Annotated in this window: 23 protein-coding genes; 12 read left to right on the forward strand and 11 right to left on the reverse strand. The window is 76.0% G+C overall.

Going from position 1 to position 18,918, the window contains the following annotated elements; genetic code table 11:
• Nucleotides 1–58: 58 nt before the first annotated feature.
• The 3 genes from HC251_RS05085 (at nt 59) to HC251_RS05095 (ending at nt 3,275) form a co-directional block, all read left to right on the forward strand.
• Nucleotides 59–997 carry an RNA polymerase subunit sigma-70 gene (locus HC251_RS05085; protein WP_219944223.1) on the forward strand — a complete coding sequence of 313 codons (939 nt, stop codon included), beginning with the start codon at nt 59–61 and terminating at the stop codon, nt 995–997.
• A 456-nt stretch (nt 998–1,453) separates the two neighbouring features.
• Nucleotides 1,454–2,350: a sigma-70 family RNA polymerase sigma factor gene (locus HC251_RS05090; protein ID WP_219944224.1), complete on the forward strand. Its 897-nt coding sequence runs from the start codon at nt 1,454–1,456 to the stop codon at nt 2,348–2,350.
• 61 nt (nt 2,351–2,411) lie between these two features.
• The gene (locus HC251_RS05095) at nt 2,412–3,275 is read left to right on the forward strand and encodes an SDR family oxidoreductase (RefSeq protein WP_219944225.1); all 864 of its coding nucleotides are present in this window, start codon (nt 2,412–2,414) and stop codon (nt 3,273–3,275) included.
• Between the two features lie 16 nt (nt 3,276–3,291).
• On the opposite strand, the gene HC251_RS05100 is transcribed toward HC251_RS05095, so the two are convergent.
• On the reverse strand, nt 3,292–3,780 hold the full coding sequence (locus HC251_RS05100) for a CinA family protein (protein WP_219944226.1): 489 nt from the start codon (nt 3,778–3,780) through the stop codon (nt 3,292–3,294).
• A 152-nt stretch (nt 3,781–3,932) separates the two neighbouring features.
• Here HC251_RS05100 and HC251_RS05105 point away from each other — a divergent pair, with 152 nt between their 5' ends.
• Entirely contained in the window at nt 3,933–4,916 is a 984-nt protein-coding gene (locus tag HC251_RS05105) for a TIGR04086 family membrane protein (protein ID WP_219944227.1), read from the forward strand.
• A 196-nt stretch (nt 4,917–5,112) separates the two neighbouring features.
• Entirely contained in the window at nt 5,113–5,361 is a 249-nt protein-coding gene (locus HC251_RS05110) for a hypothetical protein (protein WP_219944228.1), read from the forward strand.
• A 104-nt stretch (nt 5,362–5,465) separates the two neighbouring features.
• Here HC251_RS05110 and HC251_RS05115 read toward each other — a convergent pair whose 3' ends face one another.
• The 3 genes from HC251_RS05115 to HC251_RS05125 form a co-directional block, all read right to left on the reverse strand.
• Nucleotides 5,466–5,798 carry a hypothetical protein gene (locus HC251_RS05115; RefSeq protein WP_219944229.1) on the reverse strand — a complete coding sequence of 111 codons (333 nt, stop codon included), beginning with the start codon at nt 5,796–5,798 and terminating at the stop codon, nt 5,466–5,468.
• Complete coding sequence (locus HC251_RS05120) at nt 5,795–6,226, reverse strand: Hsp20/alpha crystallin family protein (RefSeq protein ID WP_219944230.1); 432 nt, start codon at nt 6,224–6,226, stop codon at nt 5,795–5,797. The genes HC251_RS05115 and HC251_RS05120 overlap by 4 nt, the downstream gene beginning before the upstream one ends.
• Before the next feature lie 78 nt (nt 6,227–6,304).
• On the reverse strand, nt 6,305–7,006 hold the full coding sequence (locus tag HC251_RS05125; RefSeq protein ID WP_219944231.1) for a hypothetical protein: 702 nt from the start codon (nt 7,004–7,006) through the stop codon (nt 6,305–6,307).
• An 85-nt stretch (nt 7,007–7,091) separates the two neighbouring features.
• Between HC251_RS05125 and HC251_RS05130 the strand changes: the two genes are divergently transcribed.
• From HC251_RS05130 to HC251_RS05150, 5 genes are read left to right on the forward strand one after another with little or no spacing between them, the layout of a single operon-like run.
• Entirely contained in the window at nt 7,092–7,793 is a 702-nt protein-coding gene (locus tag HC251_RS05130) for a GAF and ANTAR domain-containing protein (protein WP_219944232.1), read from the forward strand.
• Between the two features lie 49 nt (nt 7,794–7,842).
• Nucleotides 7,843–8,295 carry an SRPBCC family protein gene (locus tag HC251_RS05135; RefSeq protein WP_219944233.1) on the forward strand — a complete coding sequence of 151 codons (453 nt, stop codon included), beginning with the start codon at nt 7,843–7,845 and terminating at the stop codon, nt 8,293–8,295.
• On the forward strand, nt 8,282–8,887 hold the full coding sequence (locus HC251_RS05140) for a phosphatase PAP2 family protein (protein WP_219944234.1): 606 nt from the start codon (nt 8,282–8,284) through the stop codon (nt 8,885–8,887). Before HC251_RS05135 ends, HC251_RS05140 begins: the two co-directional genes overlap by 14 nt.
• On the forward strand, nt 8,884–10,482 hold the full coding sequence (locus HC251_RS05145; RefSeq protein ID WP_219944235.1) for an NAD(P)/FAD-dependent oxidoreductase: 1,599 nt from the start codon (nt 8,884–8,886) through the stop codon (nt 10,480–10,482). Before HC251_RS05140 ends, HC251_RS05145 begins: the two co-directional genes overlap by 4 nt.
• A 38-nt stretch (nt 10,483–10,520) precedes the next feature.
• Entirely contained in the window at nt 10,521–10,979 is a 459-nt protein-coding gene (locus HC251_RS05150) for a pyridoxamine 5'-phosphate oxidase family protein (protein ID WP_219944236.1), read from the forward strand.
• Nucleotides 10,980–11,039: 60 nt separating this feature from the next.
• On the opposite strand, the gene HC251_RS05155 is transcribed toward HC251_RS05150, so the two are convergent.
• The 6 genes from HC251_RS05155 to HC251_RS05180 form a co-directional block, all read right to left on the reverse strand.
• Nucleotides 11,040–12,227: a zinc-dependent alcohol dehydrogenase gene (locus tag HC251_RS05155; protein WP_219944237.1), complete on the reverse strand. Its 1,188-nt coding sequence runs from the start codon at nt 12,225–12,227 to the stop codon at nt 11,040–11,042.
• An 83-nt stretch (nt 12,228–12,310) separates the two neighbouring features.
• Nucleotides 12,311–13,018: a glycosyltransferase family 2 protein gene (locus tag HC251_RS05160; protein WP_219944238.1), complete on the reverse strand. Its 708-nt coding sequence runs from the start codon at nt 13,016–13,018 to the stop codon at nt 12,311–12,313.
• Nucleotides 13,015–13,584, reverse strand: coding sequence for a class I SAM-dependent methyltransferase (locus tag HC251_RS05165; RefSeq protein ID WP_219944239.1), 570 nt, complete (start codon nt 13,582–13,584; stop codon nt 13,015–13,017). Before HC251_RS05165 ends, HC251_RS05160 begins: the two co-directional genes overlap by 4 nt.
• A 1-nt stretch (nt 13,585) precedes the next feature.
• Entirely contained in the window at nt 13,586–14,278 is a 693-nt protein-coding gene (locus HC251_RS05170) for a PIG-L deacetylase family protein (RefSeq protein ID WP_219944240.1), read from the reverse strand.
• The gene (locus tag HC251_RS05175; RefSeq protein WP_219944241.1) at nt 14,275–15,213 is read right to left on the reverse strand and encodes a hypothetical protein; all 939 of its coding nucleotides are present in this window, start codon (nt 15,211–15,213) and stop codon (nt 14,275–14,277) included. Before HC251_RS05175 ends, HC251_RS05170 begins: the two co-directional genes overlap by 4 nt.
• Before the next feature lie 75 nt (nt 15,214–15,288).
• The gene (locus HC251_RS05180; protein WP_219944242.1) at nt 15,289–15,822 is read right to left on the reverse strand and encodes a shikimate kinase; all 534 of its coding nucleotides are present in this window, start codon (nt 15,820–15,822) and stop codon (nt 15,289–15,291) included.
• Nucleotides 15,823–15,873: 51 nt separating this feature from the next.
• On the opposite strand from HC251_RS05180, the gene HC251_RS05185 reads away from it, so the two are divergent.
• Complete coding sequence (locus tag HC251_RS05185; RefSeq protein WP_219944243.1) at nt 15,874–16,836, forward strand: TIGR03557 family F420-dependent LLM class oxidoreductase; 963 nt, start codon at nt 15,874–15,876, stop codon at nt 16,834–16,836.
• 44 nt (nt 16,837–16,880) lie between these two features.
• Nucleotides 16,881–17,915: a DMT family transporter gene (locus HC251_RS05190; RefSeq protein WP_219944244.1), complete on the forward strand. Its 1,035-nt coding sequence runs from the start codon at nt 16,881–16,883 to the stop codon at nt 17,913–17,915.
• Nucleotides 17,916–17,930: 15 nt separating this feature from the next.
• Here HC251_RS05190 and HC251_RS05195 read toward each other — a convergent pair whose 3' ends face one another.
• Complete coding sequence (locus tag HC251_RS05195) at nt 17,931–18,893, reverse strand: zinc-binding alcohol dehydrogenase family protein (protein WP_219944245.1); 963 nt, start codon at nt 18,891–18,893, stop codon at nt 17,931–17,933.
• Between the last annotated feature and the right edge of the window lie 25 nt (nt 18,894–18,918).

Here is an 18,918-nt window from a genome sequence, read left to right on the forward strand (position 1 = left end):
CTGGGGTGGTGTCGTCGGTACGGGTGTGGCTCCGCTCCGGACCGTCGACGGTCGCGCCGTGACGACGCCCGACGGCGCCTACGCCGCGGCCTTCGCGTCCCACCGGGCCGAGCTCGAGGTGCACTGCTACCGGATGACCGGGTCGGCCAGCGACGCCGAGGAGCTGGTGCAGGAGACGTTCCTGCGGGCGTGGCGGCACCGGGACCGGTACCAGGGAACCGCGTCCATGCGCACCTGGCTCTACCGCATCGCCACCAACGCCTGCCTCGACCGGCTCCGGGCCGCGTCGCGACGGACGCAGCCGGTCGGTCTCGGTGGTTCGCCCCTCGACGCCGTGCCGTGGCTCGAGCCCCTGCCCGACTCCGTCCTCGACCGGGCCGAGGCCGACGCCGGTCCGGAGGCGGTCGTGGTCGACCGGGAGACGATCACCCTCGGCTTCGTGGCCGTGCTCCAGCTGCTCCCGCCCCGCCAGCGCGCCGCCCTCGTCGCCCACGACCTCGTCGGGCTGTCCGGGGCCGAGACGGCCGCACTGCTCGACACCCCGGTGAGCGCGGTCAACAGCCTCCTCCAACGGGCCCGGGCGACGGTCAGGCGCGAGCCCCCGTCGGTCGGCGAGGACGCCGATCCCGACCTGGTCGCCCGCTACGTCGCCGCCCACGAGGCCGGCGACGTCGACGCCCTGCTCGCCCTGGTCGCCGACGACGTCCGCCTGGCCATGCCGCCCGAGCCCCCGACCTTCGGCCGCGACGCCTCGGCCGCCGCGCTGCGGGAGATCCTCGACCCCGACCGCAACGGGTCGTGGCGCCTCGTCCCGGTCGCGGCCAACCGCCAACCGGCCACCGCCGGCTACCTCCGGCGTCCCGGTGACGACCTCCACCGCGCCGCTTCCCTCGACCTGCTGACGGTCGTCGCCGGCCGCATCACCGCCATCGACACCTTCCTCGGCGAGCACTGGTTCCCCCGCTTCGCCCTCCCCCTGACGGTCCCCCCGCCCTGAGCCCGGCTCGACGCCGGCGAGTCGGTGTTCTGCTCGGCGGTCGGTGTCGTGGCCGCCGGCACCGTTCTGACACCGCTGCCGGACACCGATGTCGCCTGGCGCGAACAGAACGACGGTCGAGGCGGCCATCGCCGTTCTGGCACCGCTGCCGGATTCGGGGACGACCGACCCGCAACGACCGACGACCGGATGGCCTGCGACGGACCCGCGACGCCGCGCCGGCCGACCACCGTGCGGCCCGCGACCACGCCTCGGCCGCCCGCGCGCCGCCCGCCACGGATGGTGCCTGGCACCATCCGTGGCAGACCGCCGGATGGCCGCGAACGGCGGCAAACGTCGTTCACCCGATGGGGCGAACGTCACGCCGGGTCGTTGCCACGGCAACCGGCGGCGTGGTTTGGTGGTGGTCGACGTTCAAACCACGAGGGTCGTCCGACCACCTGAATGGGAGGGTCCATGACCCTCGTCCGTCCGTCCCCCCAGCTCTCGCCTCCCGGCGCCACCAGCCCGACCGATCAGGTCGTGGCCGAGGCCACGATCCCTCGCGGTGCCGACCGCGCCGACACCGGCACCGCCCCGGCCGTGGACGAGCCGACCTGGCTCCTCCACGTCCGCTACCGCCGCACCGGTGATCCCCACGTGCTCGAGGAGCTGGTCGAGGAGTACCACGCCTACGCCCTCGCCCTGGCCCGCCGGCTCCACCGCGACGGCGAGCCCATCGACGACCTGCGCCAGGTCGCCCTCGAGTCGCTGATCACCAGCCTCCAGCGGTTCGACCCCGAGCGGGGCGTCCCCTTCGTCGCCTACGCCACCCCGACGATCGTCGGTGCGATCAAGCGCTACTACCGCGACCAGGGCTGGGCCCTGCGGGTCCCCCGGGTCGCCCACGACCTCGCCGGACCGGCCCGTGACACCGCCGACCGCCTGGCCGGCGAGCTCGGCCGGGCCCCCACCGTCACCGAGGTGGCGCAGGCCCTCTCGGTGAGCGAGGAGGACCTCATCCTCGCCCAGTCCGCCACCCGGGCCCGGTCGATGGTGTCCCTCGACGCCCCCCGTCCGGGGTCCGACGGCGAGCGGACCGTCGAGGTCGGCGAGGTCGACACGAGCTTCGCCCTGACCGAGGGCCGCGTCGCCCTCGAGGCGGCCATGGGCGAGCTCGGGTCGCGGGACCGGACCGTGCTGGGCCTCTACTTCTTCGAGTCGCTCACCCAGGTGCAGATCGCCGAGCGCTACGGCGTCAGCCAGATGCAGGTGTCGCGGTGGATCTCGTCGTCGCTCGCCCGGTTGCGGGCCCGCATGGGGGCCGACGCCCCGGCTCCGTCGCCGACCGCTCGGCAGGCTCGCTCGGCCTAGCTCCCTCACGACCGGCCGGGAGACCGTTTGGTCTCCGTCGGCGGGGCGAGGGACGGAGGCCATGCCGCCATCGCCGTCGTCGCCCCCGGTCGTCATCGTCACCGGTGCGTCGAGCGGGATCGGCCGGGCCACGGCCCTCGCCTACGCCGCTCGCGGCGCCCACCTGGTCCTGGCCGCTCGGGGCGAGGAGCTGCTGCGGCGGGCGACGGTCGAGTGCCTCGAGGCCGGAGCGGCCACGGCCACCACGGTCCCGACCGACGTCCGGGACAGCGCCGCCGTCGATGCGCTCGTGTGCGGTGCCGTCGGCCGCCACGCGCGGGTCGACGTCGTCGTCCACGCCGCCATGGTGATGGCGTACGGCCGCCTCGAAGACGTCCCCCCGGCCGTCTACGAGCAGGTGGTGGACACCGCGCTGAAGGGCACGGCCAACGTGGCCCGCGCCTCCCTCCCCGTCCTCCGCGCCAGCGGCGGGGGAGCCCTGGTGGTGGTCACCTCCGTGGTCGGGTCGATCGCCATCCCGGGGATCGGGAGCTACGTGGCGGCCAAGTGGGGCCAGCTGGGCCTTGCCCGCGTCCTCCAGCTGGAGACGCGGGGCGAGGAGGGCATCGACGTCATCACGGTGGCGCCGGGCCCGATCGCCACACCGATCTGGGTGCGGGCCGCGAACTACGCGGGTCGCGCCGGCCGGCCGCCCCCGGGGGCGGGACCTCCCGAGAAGGTGACGGAGGCGATCCTCCGAGCGGTCGACGGCCGCCGGCGACGGGTGTCGGTCGGGCTCCTCAACCCCGTCATGGTCGCCGGGTTCCGCTTCGTCACCCCCGTGTACGAGCGCATCGTCGGGCCCCTCTACGCGCGCCTCGTCCACGGGCGGGAGCGCATCGCCCCGACGGAGGGCAACGTCACCACCGAGAGCCGCCCCGGTTGACGGGAACGGGCTGGGCTCACCCCGAGGTGAGCATCTCCAGGAGGTGGCCGAGGGCGGCATGGACGGTCGCGTCGCAGATGTCGGCCGGCTCCCCGGCGAAGCGGTGGAGGTGGGTGGTGGTCGGGCCGGGACGCAGGCTCACGGCCATCCAGACCGTGCCCGGGGGCTGGCCGTCCTGCTCGTCCGGGCCGCCGACCCCGGTGACGGCGACCCCGACGTCGGCCCCCAGGGTGGCGGCGACGTGGCGGGCCATCTCCGCGGCGGCGTCCTCGGCGACGACGGGCCCGGGCCGGACCCGCAGCACCTCGTGCTTGACCTCGGACGCGTAGGCGACGACCCCACCGCGGAACCAGCTGCCGGCCTCCTCGGCCCGGGCGAGGGCGTTCGCCAGTAGCCCGCCGGTGAGGGACTCGGCGACGGCGACGGTGAGGGTGCGATCTCGCACGGCATCGGCCACGTCCTGGGCCAGGTCGTCGACGTCGCGTTCGGTGGCTTCGATGGTCACGGCGCGCCGTCCTTCCCCGGCGGCGGCGAGCGAACCGGCTCGATCCCCACGACGGGGGAGCGGCCGGCCAACCTGCGTGACGGGCGCCACGACGGGCAGTCACCGGCCCGCTCGACGACCGCCGCGAGCACCGCTGACCAGGAGGCCGCACCATGGCCCGCACCCCCCGTCCCGCCCGGGAGCACAAGATCACCGCACGGGAGGCCGGCCTCGGTCGGGTCTCCCTGCTCAGCATCCTGGCCGGCACGCTCTGCGCCTACGGCGCCTTCGCCATCCTCGCCGCCGTCGCCGGCTCGATCATGGCCGCCCTCGACGTCGACACCGACTTCCGCACCAACGACTGGGCCAGCAGCGGGTTCGTCGCCGGCATCGTCACCGGCCTCGTGCTGCTGGTGGCGTACCTCTTCGGCGGCTACGTCGCCGGCCGCATGGCCCGCCGGTCCGGGCTGCTGCACGGTCTCGGCGTCGTCGTCCTGAGCCTGGTGCTCGGGGGCATCGTCGGCGCGCTGGCCGGCGCGGCCGACGACTCGGGGGTCGAGGACAACCTCCGCAGCGTCGGCGTCCCCACCTCGTGGGACCAGGTCGAGGGTGTCGCCATCGCCAGCCTGATCGTGTCGCTCGCCGGGCTGATCATCGGCGGTCTGCTCGGCGGCATGCTCGGTGAGCGCTGGCACAGCCGCCTCGCCCGGCGGGTCGCCGACCCCGAGCGGGGGCCGGCGGCCGACGCCCGGGCCGCGGCCGAGCGCGACCGGGAGCGGGCCCACCGCCTCGACGAGGAGCGCGACGAGCGCCTGGCCCCCGACGCCGTCCTCACCGCCGAGCGGCAGCGGGCCGACCGCCACCGGGACCGCGACCGCGACGGCGTCCCCGACCGCGACGAGGACCGGGACCACGACGGCGTGCGAGACGGTGACGAGCGGTTCGGCCACGACCGTGACGGCGACGGGCGCGACGACCGCACCGGGGGCGTCGCCGATCCCCGACTCCACCGCGAGGGCCCCTCGAACCACGACGTCCCCCCGCCTCCGCCCGTGGCCCCCTCCGGCCCCGCCGCCGCCCGCCCCGGGTTCCCCGGTGCGGGCCCGGCCCCGGCGCCACCCCAGGACGTCCCCCACGAGGCCGGCCGCCGCCGCTGACCTCACCCCTGACCGCCACCCCCGGCGATCGGACCGACGCCCCGGGCGTCGGCCCGGTCGCCGGGGGCGCGCCCGGGCACGCCCGCCCGCGTCCGGGTCACGACCACCGGCGGGCCGGCCCGCCGTGGTTTCGCCTGACCGCGGCGGGGGAGACGGGCGTCACCCCCAGACGACGAGGTCAGGAGCCCGAGGAACCGTGCCCGACGCAGCCACCGCCACCGCAGTCCGATCCGACGACGCCATCGAGACGGGGGTGAGCAACTCCACCTACGACCTCGTCGTCCTGCTGCAGCAGGCCCTCGAGGACTGCGAGCGGTACCAGCACTTCGCCCGTGACGCCCGCGCCGACGGCGACGAGGACCTGGCCTCGTTCTTCGACGAGCTCGCCCTCAACGACCACAGCGTCGCCGCCCGGGCCCGTCGCCTCCTGGCCGCTCGCCTGTAGCCCGCACGCGACGAGGGGCCGGTGCCGTCGGCACCGGCCCCTCGTCGTCGCCAGGGGCTCCGTCGTCGCCGCGTCGGCGCCGGCTGCGGCGTCCTCCGGCCCGACTACCCGCGTCGTCGCGCCGCACCGCGGTCGACCTGGCGCTCGAGCTCCATGATGCGGGGGATGCTGGCGGCGGCGTGGCCGTCGCCCTGGAGCTCGAGCGCCCGACTGAGGACCTCGAGGTCGTTGCGCGAGTAGCGGCGCTGGTTCCCCGACGGCCGCCGATCCTCGTGGTCGAGGGCCTCCCCGAGGCGCCGCAGCGGCTGGGGGCCGATGCCGAGCAGGTCGGCGGCCACGGCCACGGTGAAGAGCGGCTCGTCGGGATCTTCGAGCCGGGTGCGCCAGTCCGGTGGGGGGGCGTCCTCCGGGCGGGGCGCGGCCCGGCGGGGGCTCACGCGCTCGACCCGCTGATCGCCTTGGCGCCGCTGCCGACGGCCTTGCGCACGTCGATGCGCCGGGTCTTGGCCGCCTCGCGGAGCGGGACGCGGATGCTGAGGACGCCGTCGTGGTACTCGGCGTCCACGGCCTCGACGTCGAGGGCGTCCCCGAGCACGATGCGGCGGCCGAGGGTGGCCTCGGGTCGCTCGCGCACGAGGAAGCGGGCGCCCTCCGGCGCGGTGGTGCGCCGGGTGGCCTGGATGCGGAGCTCGCCCCGCTCCACCTGGACGTCGATCGAGTCCGGATCGACGCCGGGGAGGTCGAGGTCGACCGTCACCACGTCGCCGTGGCGGTAGGCGTCCATGGCCGTCGTCGGGGTGCCGGCCGCGTCGAACGCGCGGGCCATGGCCTGCAGGTCACGGAAGGGGTCGGTGCGCAGCAGCATGGTCGGTACCTCCTGACGCTGATCGGTTGTCTGCTGACCGCTGATAACTTACCTCTCGCAATCGCGAGAGACAACCCCTCAGGTGGTGCGATCTCCGAGAGCCGTGGCCTCGGATCGACGGACGGCGTCGGCATCGGTCGGGCGCCGGGCCTGGCTGGCCCGGTAGGCGGGCTGGCGGAGGTCGTTGACGAACCCGACCGGCTCCATCCACGGGGGGCACGTGAACGGGTCGAACCGGAGGGCCTCCCCGACGGCGGCGGGGAGCGGGTCGCCGACGGCGACGCGGCCCACGGTGCGCCACGGGGCTCCCGGGCGGGCGACGAGGAGGTCGAGGTCCTGGTCGCCGGCGAACCGGACGCCCACGACGAAGCGGCGGTCGTCGGCGCCGGCGTAGGGCGCGAGGGAGGAGTAGGTCGGGCCCTGCGGGGCGATGGCCGGGCGCAGCAGGTGCCGGGTGATCCGGCCCGCGGCCGACGAGGCCATGGGCACGTCGAGGGTGCTGGGATCGCCGGCCGCCTCGGCGTCGGCGCCGGGCGGGAGCAGCCGGAGGGCGACGCCGAGGACGTCCGGCAGCGGGGTGGGTAGGCCGATGCCGCGGGAGGTGCGCACGATGGCGTCGTGCCGGCCGGCCAGCCCGGCCAGCGGGTGGTCGCCGGTGTCGACGTCCACCACGGCACGGGCAGCCGTCCCGACGGGGTGGAAGGCACGGGCGCGGCGGGCGGCGGCGAGCAGCCCGAGGCCGGCGGCCAGGGGCCGCGAGAGGGTCGGAGCGAGGGCCATGTCTCGCCCTCCCCCCGGACCGGAGGCGCACGCCGGTCCGCCCCGGAGGTTGCGGGCGGCGGGGTCGGCGCGGTAGGTCCGGGGGATGGACGACCGGGAGCTGGTCCGCTACTTCGCCGACCTGGCCCGGCGGCTCATGGCCGAGGAGTCGGTCGAGGCCACCATGCGGGTGATCGTCGACGCCGCCGTCGAGGTCATCGACGGCTGCCACCACGCCTCGATCAGCCACATGCGGGGCCGCTCGCTGGTCAGCGCGTCGAGCAACGACGACATCGGCCACATCCTCGACGGCATCCAGACCGGTGCCGACGAGGGCCCGTGCCTCGACGCCATCCGCACGGGCGAGGCCATGGTGGCCGACGACCTGGCCGTCGACGAGCGGTGGCCGGTGTACGGGCCCCGCGCCGTCGAGTCCGTCGGCGTCATCAGCTCGCTGGGCCAGCCCCTGCACGACGGGCGTCGGATCGTCGGGGCCCTCAACCTGTTCTCCGAGGACCGGGGCACCTTCAGCGGTCACGTCGACGACGACGCCGCGGCCGCGATCCTGGCCGCCCACGCCACCCCGGCCCTGGTCGCCGCCCTCCACCGCGAGAACATGGTCGTCGCCCTCGAGTCCCGCGACGTGATCGGTCAGGCCAAGGGGATGCTCCGGGCCCGCGCCGGCATCGACGAACGGGAGGCGTTCGACCTCCTCGTCAAGGCGTCCCAGCGGATGCAGCTGAAGCTGGCCGAGGTCGCCCGCCGGCTCGTCGACGGTGACCTGGGCGACGACACCACCGGCCCCTGACCCGCGGAGCGGGGTTTCGACGGTCGTCGCCGAGGAGAGTGGGGCGGCCATGGCTCCACCCGGGATGCGCGAGGTCACGACCGATCTGCCCGTCGGTGCCGCGGTGGCGTGGGCGGTCCTCTCGGACCCCACGACCTACCCCCGCTGGCTGGTCGGGGCGGTGGAGATCCTCTCGGTCGACGAGGCGTGGCCCGAGCCGGGGACCTCGTTCCGCCACCGGGTCGGCCTCGGGGGTCCCATCACCACCCAGGACAGCACGACGGTGAAGGCGGTGGACGAGCCCCGGTCGCTCGTCCTCGAGGCCCGGGCCCGACCGTTCGGCCGGGCCCACGTCGAGATCGAGGTCCGACCCGCGGGGGCGGGGTGCGAGGTGGCCATGCGGGAGGGGATGCTGTCGCCGCTCACCCCGCTGACGCCGATGGCCCAGCCGCTGATCACCGCCCGCAACAAGGAGTCGCTGCGCCGCCTGAGCGAGATGCCCGAGCTCGGTGGCGGGAGCTGAGCGCCTGGCGGCCGGTCTGGCTGCCATCAGCGCCGCCGACCAGCGCCTGAGCACCCGCATCGCCGGAGGGCGGGTCCCCCGGTCCGCCGACCCCACCCACCTCCTCGGCCGGGCCAACGGGCTGCCCACCTGGTTCGGCACCGCCGCCCTCCTGGCCACCCGAGGGGGACGGGGCCGCCGGGTCGCCCTGCACGCCGGGGTGGCGGCGGGGACCGCCTCGTGGCTCAACCGTCACGCCCTCAAGCCGCGGTTCGGGCGGACGCGCCCGGACGCGGCCCGCCGCACGACCCCCTCGTTCCCCTCGGGGCACGCCAGCACCGGGTCGGCCTTCGCCACGACGGTCGCCCTCGAGTGGCCGGCGGTGGCGCCCGTGTGCGCCGTCCTCAGTGCGGCCATCTCCATCGGCCGCGTCCGCGACGAACAGCACCACCTCCTCGACGTGGTCGCGGGCACGGTCTTCGGGGTGGCGGTGGCCGTGGCCATCCACCCGGCCGTCGTCGCCGTCGACCGCCGCGTGCGCGCCGGGTTCTCCCCGGCCGTCCCGGGCAGCGAGACTGGCACCCTGCTCCCCACCTCCGAGGCCGCTGAGTGACGACCGTCGACGCCATCGTGATCGGGGCCGGGCCCAACGGCCTCACCGCCGCCAACCTCCTCGCCGACCGGGGCTGGGACGTCCTGGTCCTGGAGGCCAACGACGAGCCGGGTGGCGCGGTCCGGACGGGCGGGGTCACCGCGCCCGGCTTCCGCAACGACCTGTACTCGGCCTTCTACCCCCTGGGCGCGGCATCGCCGGTGATCACCGGGTTGCACCTCGAGGACCACGGGTTGCGCTGGGTGCACGCCCCCCACGTCCTGGCCCACCCCCGGCCGGACGCACCCGGCGCGCTGCTCGACCGGGATCCCGCCGTCACCGCCGCCTCCCTCGACGCCGACACCCCCGGCGACGGCGACGCCTACCTGGAGCTCCACGCGCGGTGGGAGCGGGTCGGGCCCGCCCTCATCGCCGGCCTGCTGAGCCCGTTCCCGCCGGTGCGGGGCGGCATCCGGCTGGCTGCGGCCACGCTGGGCCGCGACGCCCGCGACACGGCGCGCATGGCGATCATGCCCGTGCGCCGGATGGTCGAGGAGCGCTTCCGGGGCGAGGCGGCGCGCCTCCTCTTCGCCGGCAACGCCCTCCACGCCGACCTCACCCCCGAGAGCGCCGGCAGCTCGCTGTTCGGGTGGCTGCTCGTCGCCCTGGGGCAGACGGTCGGGTTCCCCGTGCCCGAGGGCGGGGCCGGGCAGATCATCGCCGCCATGGTGCGCCGGCTCGAGGCCGGGGGCGGTGCCCTGCGCACGGGGACTCGCGTCGAGACCGTGCGCGTCGAGCACGGGCGGGCCACGGGCGTGGTGATCGCCGGTGGGGAGGTGGTGCACGCCCGGCGGGCGGTGCTGGCCGACACCCACGTCGTCGCCCTCTACGAGCACCTGGTCGGCGTCGAGCACCTGCCGGCGAAGGTCGTCGCCGCCCTCGACCGGTTCCAGGCCGGCTCGGGCACCATCAAGGTGGACTGGGCCCTGTCCGGCCCCATCCCGTGGATCGACGAGGGCGCCCGGCGGGCCGGGACGGTGCACGTCGCCCACTCGCTCGACGAGCTGACCCGGTCGGCGACCGACCTGGCCGTCGACGCCATCCCCGCCGACCCCTTCCTGCTCATCGGGCAGATGACCACGACCGACCCGACCCGCTCGCCGGCGGGCACCGAGTCGGCCTGGGCCTACACCCACGTCCCGCAGCTGACGCGACGCGACTCCGGGCCCGACGGCCTCACCGGCCGGTGGGACGAGGCCGAGCTGGCGACCTTCGCGTCCCGCATGGAGGCGCGCATCGAGGAGCTGGCCCCCGGGTTCGGTGACCTGGTCCTGGCCCGGCACCTCGCCGGCCCCCACGAGCTGGAGGCCGCCAACGCCAACCTGCGCGGCGGGGACATCGGCGGCGGCACCTCGCAGCTCCACCAGCAGCTGCTGTTCCGGCCGCTCGGCGGCGCCGGCGCCGGCCGGGCCGAGACGCCGATCGCCGGGCTCTACCTGGCCTCGGCGTCGGCGCACCCCGGCGGTGCGGTCCACGGCGCGTGCGGCGCCAACGCCGCCCGCGCCGCGGTGGCCCACGACCGCCTCCAGCGCCTCCGCTCGCGCCTCCCCGTCTGAGGCCGCTTCACCCGGGGCCCGTCGGGGAGGGCCGCGCCATGACCGCAGACGGCACGAAGATCCAAGAGCTGGTGGACGGCATCCCGATCGCCATGGTGACGACCCGCGGGCCCGACGGCGAGCTGCGGGGCCGGCCGCTCGCCGCCCAGCGGGTCGACGCCGACGGGACCATCTGGTTCCTCGTCGACCGCCACGCCGAGTGGGTCCGGCCCGACCTCGGAGAGACCAGCGTCGCCTTCGTCGATGACACCACCTGGGTGTCGGCGACCGGGTGGTCGACGACCACCGCCGACCCGGCCGTGCTCGAGGACCTGGGCGACCCGGTCACCGACACCTGGTTCGAGGACGGGGCCGAGCCCATCGCCCTGCGGGTGGTCGTCGACCACGCCGACTGGTGGGACGCCCCGGGCCGCCTCCGCCAGATGTTCGCCCTGGCCGGCGCCAAGGTGGTCCGACACCAGCCGGACATGGGCGAGCGCGGCGTCGCCGAGCCCTGACCTCCCCGCCCCGAGATCGGATCGGCCGCCCGTGCGACCGATCCGATCACAGCCGGGCGGCTAGGGCTGGAGGACGACCTTGATGCAGCCGTCGTCCTTCTTCTGGAACGTCTCGTACATCTCCGGGGCCTGCTCCAGCGGGACGCGGTGCGTCGCCAGGTCGAGGGTGCCCAGCGGGTCGGTCTCGTCGTCGACGAGGGGCAGGATGTCGTCGACCCAGCGCCGGACGTTGGCCTGGCCCATGCGGATGGTCAGCTGCTTGTCGAACATCTGGAGCACGGGGAGCGGGTCGGCGGCCCCGCCGTAGACGCCGCTGATCGAGAGGGTGCCGCCCCGGCGCACGACGTCGATGGAGGCGAGCAGGGCGGCGAGGCGATCGATGCCGGCCTTCTGCATCAACGGGTCGGCGACCTTGTCGGGCAGCAGGCCGACGAGGGCGTGGGCCAGCTTCCCGGCCCCCGAGCCGTGGGCCTCCATGCCCACCGCATCGATCACCGCGTCCGGGCCTCGTCCGCCGGTGCGGTCGCGCAGGAACCCGGCGAGGTCGTCGCCCTGCTCCTGGAAGTCGACCGGCTCGATGCCGTGGCGCTCGGCCATGGCCAGGCGCTCGGGCACCAGGTCGATCCCGAAGACCTGCGACGCGCCCTGCAGGCGGGCGATCCGAGCGCTCATCTGCCCGATGGGCCCCAGGCCGAAGACGGCCACGGTGCCGCCCGGGGGGACGTCGGCGTAGGCCACCGCCTGCCAGGCGGTGGGCAGCACGTCGGACAGGAAGAGGTAGCGGTCGTCGGGCGGCCCGTCGGACACCTTGACCGGGCCGTAGTGCGCCTGCGGCACGCGGAGGTACTCGGCCTGGCCGCCGGGGACCTGCCCGTAGAGCTTGGTGTAGCCGAGGAGGGCGGCTCCCGTGCCGTGCTCGTGCACCTGGGTCGTCTCGCACTGGGACTGGAGGCCCTGGGAGCACATCCAGCAGCTGCCGCACGAGACGTTGAAGGGGATGACGACCCGGTCGCCCGGCGCGACGTGGGTCACCGCCGAGCCCACCTCCTCGACGATGCCCATCGGCTCGTGGCCGAGGATGTCGCCCTCCTCGAGGAAGGGCCCGAAGAGCTCGTACAGGTGCAGGTCGGAACCGCAGATCGCCGTCGAGGTCACCCGGATGACGGCATCGGTGTCCTCCTCGATCTTCGGGTCGGGGACGTCGTCCACCCGGACGTCACGCTTGCCGTGCCACGTCAGTGCCTTCATGCATCGATCTCCTGGTTCGGGGGTCCCGGGGACCTCCCCACCCGACCTCGGCTCACGCAGCGCTCCTCCGAACTGGTGACGCGTCAGCACAGGGCGCTGAGGTAGGAGGCGAAGCCGCCCTCGAGCCGGCTCGTCAGGCGCCCGCTGGTGGTGACCCGGAGGTCGTCGACCCCGATGGTGCGGGCCCCGGCCCGGGCCAGGCGGTCCCACAGCTCGCGGTCCTCGCCGCAGGCGGCGGGACCGCACCCGCCGACGGCGCGCCACCACGACGCCCGGACGCCGAGGTTGGCCCCGTGCACGTGCCCGTGCCCCAGACCGGTCCCGCCGGGGGCGAGGGAGGCGACGTAGCGACCGGGGAGGGCGGGGTCGGAACCGGACCAGTCGACCCCGACGAGGCCGGCCACCCCGTCGTAGCCCCGCCGGGCCCAGCGCAGCTGGGTGTGGAGCCACGTCGGGTCGACGTTGGTGTCGGCGTCGGTGGTGGCGAGCCAGGTGGCCTCGGGCGCCCCGCCGGCGTGGGCGAGGGCGGTCTCGAGGGCCAGCGCCCGGGCCCGGCCCACGCCCAACCCGGTCGTGGTGACCACGCTGCCGGTCACGCCGGCGTCGCGGAGGGCGGCGTGGGCCCGCTCGGCGGTGCGGTCCGTGCAGCCATCGGCGACCACGACGACCGACACCGGGACGGGGCTGCGGCGAGCCGCCCGTCCCAGGGCGACCAGGCAGGCCTCGATGGTCGTCTCCTCGTCACGGGCCGGGATGCCCACGGCGACGGCTGTCACGGCCTCGGGACTCATCGCTGCAGCACGTCCAGGACGAACCCCTCCTCGACCAGGCGGCTGAGGGACGTGAGCCCGGGGTGGGCGCGGAGGCGCTCGTGGACCTCGTCGCCGGTCCAGGTGTGCTCGTCGACCGAGGGACGGTGGTGGACGGCAACCAGGTCGCCGCCGGGGACCAGGGCCTCCACCGCCCGGTCGAGGACGGCGTCGAGCTCGGGCGAGGACAGGTAGTACAGGACCTCCGAGAGGACGACGAGGTCGAACGATCCGGCGGGCCAGTCGTCGGGGATGCGGCCCTCGACCACCGTCACCCCGGGCAGCCCTGCGCACCGCTCCCGCGTGGCGGCCACGCCGCGGGGGTGACGCTCCATTGCCAGGTGGTCCGGGGAGCGGGCGGCGAGCAGGGTCGTCAGCACCCCGATCCCGCAGCCCGGCTCGAAGCTGCGGTCGTAGCGGGGGCGCGGGAGGGCGGCAGCCGTGAGCCGGTACTTGCGGGCCTCGGACCAGCGGGTCGCGTGGGCCCAGGGGTCGTCGCTGCGACCCCACCACTCGTCGAAGTACGCGTCGGGCGTGGGCGGGCGCACGTCAGCCGACCCGCACCAGCTCGGGGCCGGCGAGCATCGCCGCCAGCTCGTGGGGGTGGACGACCGGCCCGTCCTCGGGGTGCGGGCCGAGCGGGTGCAGCTGCGAGCGGAAGCACGCCGCCGCCGCCTCCCGGGCCGCCTGCGTCTCCGGGTCGGGGTGCAGGGCCCGGGCGCCGTCCCGGGCCGCCCCGCCGTCGCGCACGGCCGCCCAGATGGCCACCTCCCAGAGCGCCGCCCCCCGGCGACGGGCGGCCCGCGCCGCGGCCCGGCCGGTGGCGTCGTGGTCGGGGTGGCCGTCGTGGCGCCACGGGGCGATGAGGGTGGTGGCGTCGTCGACGGCGGCCTCGATGACCCGGGCCAGCGCGTCCTCGTGCTCGACGACGGCGCCGTCGGGCAGACCCAGGCGCTCGATCGCCGGCGCCACACCGAGGACGGTGAGGGCCCGGCGCCGCTCGGCGGCCCGCACCGTTCGGAGCTCGTCCGGGGTGGTGCACCGGGACCAGCGGTGCGACGCCTCGCCGTCGGTGACGGCCAGCACGGTGGTCGCCACCCCCTCGGATCGGAGCCACCGGAGCAGCACGCCGGTGCCCAGCACCTCGTCGTCGGGGTGCGGCGCGACGACGACGGCCCGGCGCCCGACGGGTGGCGGAGCGCCGTCCCACGTCGGTGCGGCGAGGGTGGTCGGGGCGCTCACGGGAGGTCCCCGGCGGTGAGGTCGTGGCAGGCCAGCGCGACCGCGGCGGAGAAGGGCTTGAGCTGGCTCAGGTAGACGGTGAGGTCGGCGACCCGACCGGCGTGGTCGGGCCGGTGGCAGAGGGCCGATGCGCCGAGGGCCCGGGTGGTGAGGTCGAGGACGGCGCGGGCGGCGCGCTCGACGCCGAGGCGGACGACGAGCGCCCGCCGGTCGGAGGCGACCCGGTCGTCGGGCCGGGCGTCGATCTCCCCGGCCGCCCGCTCGAGCAGCGCCCACGCCCCTGCGAGGACGGCGGTGGCCTCGCCGAGGGCGGCGAGCACCTCGGGCGGAGGGTCCGGCTGCGCCGCCGCCGCGTCGCGGAGCCCGTCGGCCACGGCGTCTGCTCCACCCCACCACACGGCGGCGACGCCTCCGCCGCCGTGGCCGAAGCCGGGTCGGGTGACGTAGGCGTCGGGCCGGCCGACGGCGCCGCTCGCCGGGACGGGCACGTCGGTGAAGAGGAGGGTCTCGCTCCGGGTGGCCTCCATGCCCATCGGGGTCCACGACCCGGCGACCACCTCCAGGACGTCGGGGGGCAGCAGGAACAGGCGGGGGCCGTCGGGGGCGGTGGCGGTGACGAGGGCGGCGTCGAGGCCGAGCGACCCCGAGCACCAGCCCTTCTCGCCCTCGAGCCGCCAGCCGGGGCCGTCGGGCCGGGCCCGCAACCGGCCCGGCTCGGCCGCCCACACGCCGAGCAGCCCGTCGGGGGCGGGGTGGCCGAGCTCGGCCAGGATGGCGCGGGCGTCGAGGTGGCCCTCGACCAGGCGTGCGACCGACAGGTCCTCCCGGCCCCAGGCGGCCAACGCCTTCCAGCGATCGGGCGTGGCCCCCGACCCGGGGAGCGGGACCTGATCCAGCTCGGGTGTCGCGGCGCGAGCCTTCTCGATCGCGTGCACCGGCGCTCCTCGGGGGTCGGACGGACGGCTCCCCCTGCCCGATCGGGCCGCCGCCACGCAACGCGCCACGGCTCGTCAGGGCGGTGGCGCCCCCAGTCCGAGGGAGGCCAGCACGGCCGCGACGACCTCGTCCGGGGTGCGGCCGTCGACGTCGACGACGTGGTCGGCGAGGGCCTCGTAGCGGCCGGCCCGCTCGTCGAGCAGGCGGGCCAGGCCGGCCCGGGGATCGTCGCCCAGCAGGGGCCGGCGGTCGGCGCCGGCGGCGACGTTGCGGGCCAGGGTGTCGAGCCCGGCACGCAGGTACACGGTGGTGACCCCCGGGGAGCGGACGGCGGCGGCCATCGCCGCATCCACGGCCACCCCGCCCGGCGTGGCCAGCACGACCGGGTCCACGGCGGCCAGGGCGGCCTCGACGGCCGCCCGCTCGAGGGGCCGGTAGCCCTGCTCGCCCCCCTCGTCGGCCAGCTCACGGACGGTGCGCCCGGTCTGGGCCTCGATGACGTCGTCGACGTCGACGAAGCGGGCGCCGAGCTGCTCGGCCACGGCTCGGGCCGTCGTCGTCTTGCCGACCGCCATCATGCCGATCACCGCCACGTGCCGCCTGCGCATCGGGCCATGTTCGCCGGTTTCCCCCGCGCGGGCGAGGGGAGCCAGCCCGGCATGGCCACATCCTCACCCCGCATCGGCATCTTCCTCTGCGCCGAGGAGCACGGGCCCCGTGAGCTCGTGCGGTTCGGCGCCGCTGCCGTCGAGCACGGCTTCGCCGACGTCAGCGTGTCCGACCACTTCCACCCCTGGGTCGGCGAGCAGGGCCAGAGCCCGCTCGTGTGGAGCGTCCTCGGCGGCATCGCCACCGCCGCGCCCCACGCCCGCCTGGGCACGGGGGTGACGTGCCCGACGATCCGGGTCCACCCGGCCATCGTGGCCCAGGCCGCCGCCACCACCGCCTTGATGGCGGGGGGAGGCTTCTTCCTGGGCGTGGGCTCCGGCGAGAACCTCAACGAGCACGTCACCGGCCAGCGCTGGCCCCGGGCCGCCGTGCGCCTGGCGATGCTCGAGGAGGCCGTCGAGGTCATGCGGAAGCTGTGGTCCGGCGACGAGATCAGCCACGACGGCGAGCACTACGCCGTCGAGAACGCCCGGCTGTACTCCGTCCCCGACGAACCGCCGCCGGTGATCGTCTCGGCCTACGGGCCCAAGGCGGTCAAGGTGGCCGCCCGCATCGGCGACGGCCTGGCCACGACCTCGCCCGACGCCGAGGTCATCTCCACCTACCGGGACGAGGGCGGGACGGGTCCCGTGATCGCCTTCGCCAAGGCGTGCTGGGGCCCCGACGAGAAGGAGTGCCGGGAGCTGGTGCACCGCCTCTGGCCCAACACCGGGCTGCCGGGGGAGCTGGGCCAGGAGCTCAAGACGCCGGCCCACTTCGAGCAGGCCAGCGAGCTGGTCGACGAGGACGCGGCCGTGGGCTCGATGCCGGTCGGTCCCGACCCGGAACGCCACGTCGAGTCGCTGCGCACCTACCTCGAGGCCGGGGCCGACGAGATCCACGTCCACCAGGTCGGGGACGCCCAGACCGAGATGTACGCCTTCTACCGCGACGAGGTCCTGCCCCGGCTGTAGCCGCTGCCCCGGGGCGCCGGGTGCCGGCTCCCTACGCTGAGGGCATGGTCGGGACGATCGGGACGGGCGTGGCGCGCTGCGGCCTGGCCGCGGTGCTCTTCGGGGCCACGACGCCGCTCGCCGCCGAGCTGGCCGGGGAGACCTCGGCCCCCGTGCTGGCCGGCCTGCTCTACGTCGGCGCCGCCGTCGCCGTCGCCCCCGTCGTGGCCCGCCAGGGCCTGGACCCCCTCGCCATCCGACGCGGCGGCTCCCGGCTCCTCGCCGCCGTCGTCGCCGGTGGGCTCCTCGGGCCCGTGCTCCTGGTGGCCGGCCTGGACCGGACGCCGGCCGCCACCGCCTCCCTGCTCCTCAACCTCGAGCTGGTGGCCACCACCGTCCTGGCCGCCGTCTTCTTCCACGAGCACGTCGGCCGGCGGGTGGCGAGCGGGACGGCGCTCGTCGTCGTCGCCGGGGCCGCCCTGGCCTGGGTCGGAGCCCCCGAGCTGCGCGTCGGCGCCCTCCTCGTCGTCGCCGCCTGTGTGTGCTGGGGCGTCGACAACTGCGTCACCGCCGATCTCGACCAGATCAGCCCGGCCGCCATCACCCTGGTGAAGGGGGTCGTGGCCGGGGGGACCAACCTCGTCCTCGGCCTGGCCCTGGGCGGCTCGGTGCCGTCGGGGTGGGGCCTGCCCGCCGCCCTCGTGATCGGGATGCTGGGCTTCGGCGCGTCGATCACCCTGTGGGTGCGGGGGGCGCGGGACCTGGGGGCGGCGCGGGGCCAGCTGGTGTTCTCGACGGCGCCGTTCGTCGGCGTCGCCGTGGCCTGGGGTGTCCTCGGCGACCGGGTCCGCCCCGTCGAGGTGGTCGCCCTGGTGCTGGCGGCCGTGGGCGTGACCCGCGTGGTCGGGTCGGACCACGCCCACGACCACGTCCACCACCCGGTCGAGCACGACCACGAGCACCGCCACGACGACGGCCACCACGACCACGTCCACCCCGACCTCCCGCCGGACGTGACCCACGCCCACCGTCACGGCCACGGCGCCCTGGTGCACGCCCACCCCCACGTGCCCGACCTCCACCACCGTCACGAGCACTGAGCCCGCCGGGTCGGGCTAGGGGACGAGGACCACCCGTCCGAAGGCCTGGCGGGACTCGACGTGGGCGTGGGCCGCCGCCGCCTCCGCCAAGGGGAACGTGCTGTCGACGACGACGCGAACCTCACCGGCAGCGACGAGGTCGAGCAGGCGGGCGATGTTGTCGTGGGCGCGCCGGCCGGCGGCCAGCTCGGCGCCGAGGAACACGCCGTGGATCGACTGGTTCCCGGCCATGAGGGCGGAGACGTCGAGCGGGCGCGGGTCGCGACCGGCGTTGCCGACGTAGGAGATCCGGCCCCGGTAGGCGAGGGACCGCACGCTGTCGGCCAGCGTCGTGCCCACCGAGTCGACCACGAGGTCGACGCCGCGCCCGTCGGTCAGGCGGCGCACGGCGGCGACGAGGTCGTCGTCGCGGTAGTTGATGCCGTGGTCGACGCCGTAGTCGGCCAGGCGGGCCAGGCGGTCGTCGCTCGACGCCGTGGCCAGCACGGTCGCCCCGGCGCGGGCCGCCAGCTGGACGGCGGCCAGGCCGACCCCGCCGGCGCCCGCCTGCACCAGGACCGTCTCGCCCTCGCCCAGGTGGCCCATCTCGAAGAGGCAGTCGTCGGCCGTGCCGAAGGCGATGGGGACGCACGCCGCCTCGACGAGGGCGAGGCCGGCGGGCACGGGCCAGGTGGCGCGAGCCGGGACGGCGACCAGCTCGGCGTGGGAGCCGTGGGCCATGGTGGCCACGACCTGCTGGCCGACCTCGCGGTCGGTGACGGCGGCGCCGACGGCCTCGATCGTCCCGCCGCACTGGTAGCCCACGATGTGGGGGCGGGCCGGCATCTCCCCGCCCAGCCGGTTGAGCGTGTCGCCCCCTTCGATGCTGATGGCCTCGACCCGGATGAGCACGCCCTTCGGCGTGAGCACGGGGTCGGGGACCTCGGCCAGGTGGAGGACCTCGGGGGGTCCGGTCTCGTCGTAGACGGCGGCGCGCATGCGGGCGACGGTACGTCGTCGTCCT

It is taken from the genome of Iamia sp. SCSIO 61187 (assembly GCF_019443745.1).
Lineage (GTDB): Bacteria > Actinomycetota > Acidimicrobiia > Acidimicrobiales > Iamiaceae > Iamia.

What these genes read in the sequence shown, in the direction of transcription:
- HC251_RS05090 (WP_219944224.1), top strand. Translation starts at nt 1,454, where the DNA reads ATGACCCTCGTCCGTCCGTCCCCCCAGCTCTCGCCTCCCGGCGCCACC.
- HC251_RS05095 (WP_219944225.1), top strand. Translation starts at nt 2,412, where the DNA reads ATGCCGCCATCGCCGTCGTCGCCCCCGGTCGTCATCGTCACCGGTGCG.
- HC251_RS05105 (WP_219944227.1), top strand. Translation starts at nt 3,933, where the DNA reads ATGGCCCGCACCCCCCGTCCCGCCCGGGAGCACAAGATCACCGCACGG.
- HC251_RS05120 (WP_219944230.1), bottom strand. Translation starts at nt 6,226, where the DNA reads ATGCTGCTGCGCACCGACCCCTTCCGTGACCTGCAGGCCATGGCCCGC.
- HC251_RS05125 (WP_219944231.1), bottom strand. Translation starts at nt 7,006, where the DNA reads ATGGCCCTCGCTCCGACCCTCTCGCGGCCCCTGGCCGCCGGCCTCGGG.
- HC251_RS05130 (WP_219944232.1), top strand. Translation starts at nt 7,092, where the DNA reads ATGGACGACCGGGAGCTGGTCCGCTACTTCGCCGACCTGGCCCGGCGG.
- HC251_RS05135 (WP_219944233.1), top strand. Translation starts at nt 7,843, where the DNA reads ATGGCTCCACCCGGGATGCGCGAGGTCACGACCGATCTGCCCGTCGGT.
- HC251_RS05150 (WP_219944236.1), top strand. Translation starts at nt 10,521, where the DNA reads ATGACCGCAGACGGCACGAAGATCCAAGAGCTGGTGGACGGCATCCCG.
- HC251_RS05155 (WP_219944237.1), bottom strand. Translation starts at nt 12,227, where the DNA reads ATGAAGGCACTGACGTGGCACGGCAAGCGTGACGTCCGGGTGGACGAC.
- HC251_RS05160 (WP_219944238.1), bottom strand. Translation starts at nt 13,018, where the DNA reads ATGAGTCCCGAGGCCGTGACAGCCGTCGCCGTGGGCATCCCGGCCCGT.
- HC251_RS05180 (WP_219944242.1), bottom strand. Translation starts at nt 15,822, where the DNA reads ATGCGCAGGCGGCACGTGGCGGTGATCGGCATGATGGCGGTCGGCAAG.
- HC251_RS05185 (WP_219944243.1), top strand. Translation starts at nt 15,874, where the DNA reads ATGGCCACATCCTCACCCCGCATCGGCATCTTCCTCTGCGCCGAGGAG.
- HC251_RS05190 (WP_219944244.1), top strand. Translation starts at nt 16,881, where the DNA reads ATGGTCGGGACGATCGGGACGGGCGTGGCGCGCTGCGGCCTGGCCGCG.
- HC251_RS05195 (WP_219944245.1), bottom strand. Translation starts at nt 18,893, where the DNA reads ATGCGCGCCGCCGTCTACGACGAGACCGGACCCCCCGAGGTCCTCCAC.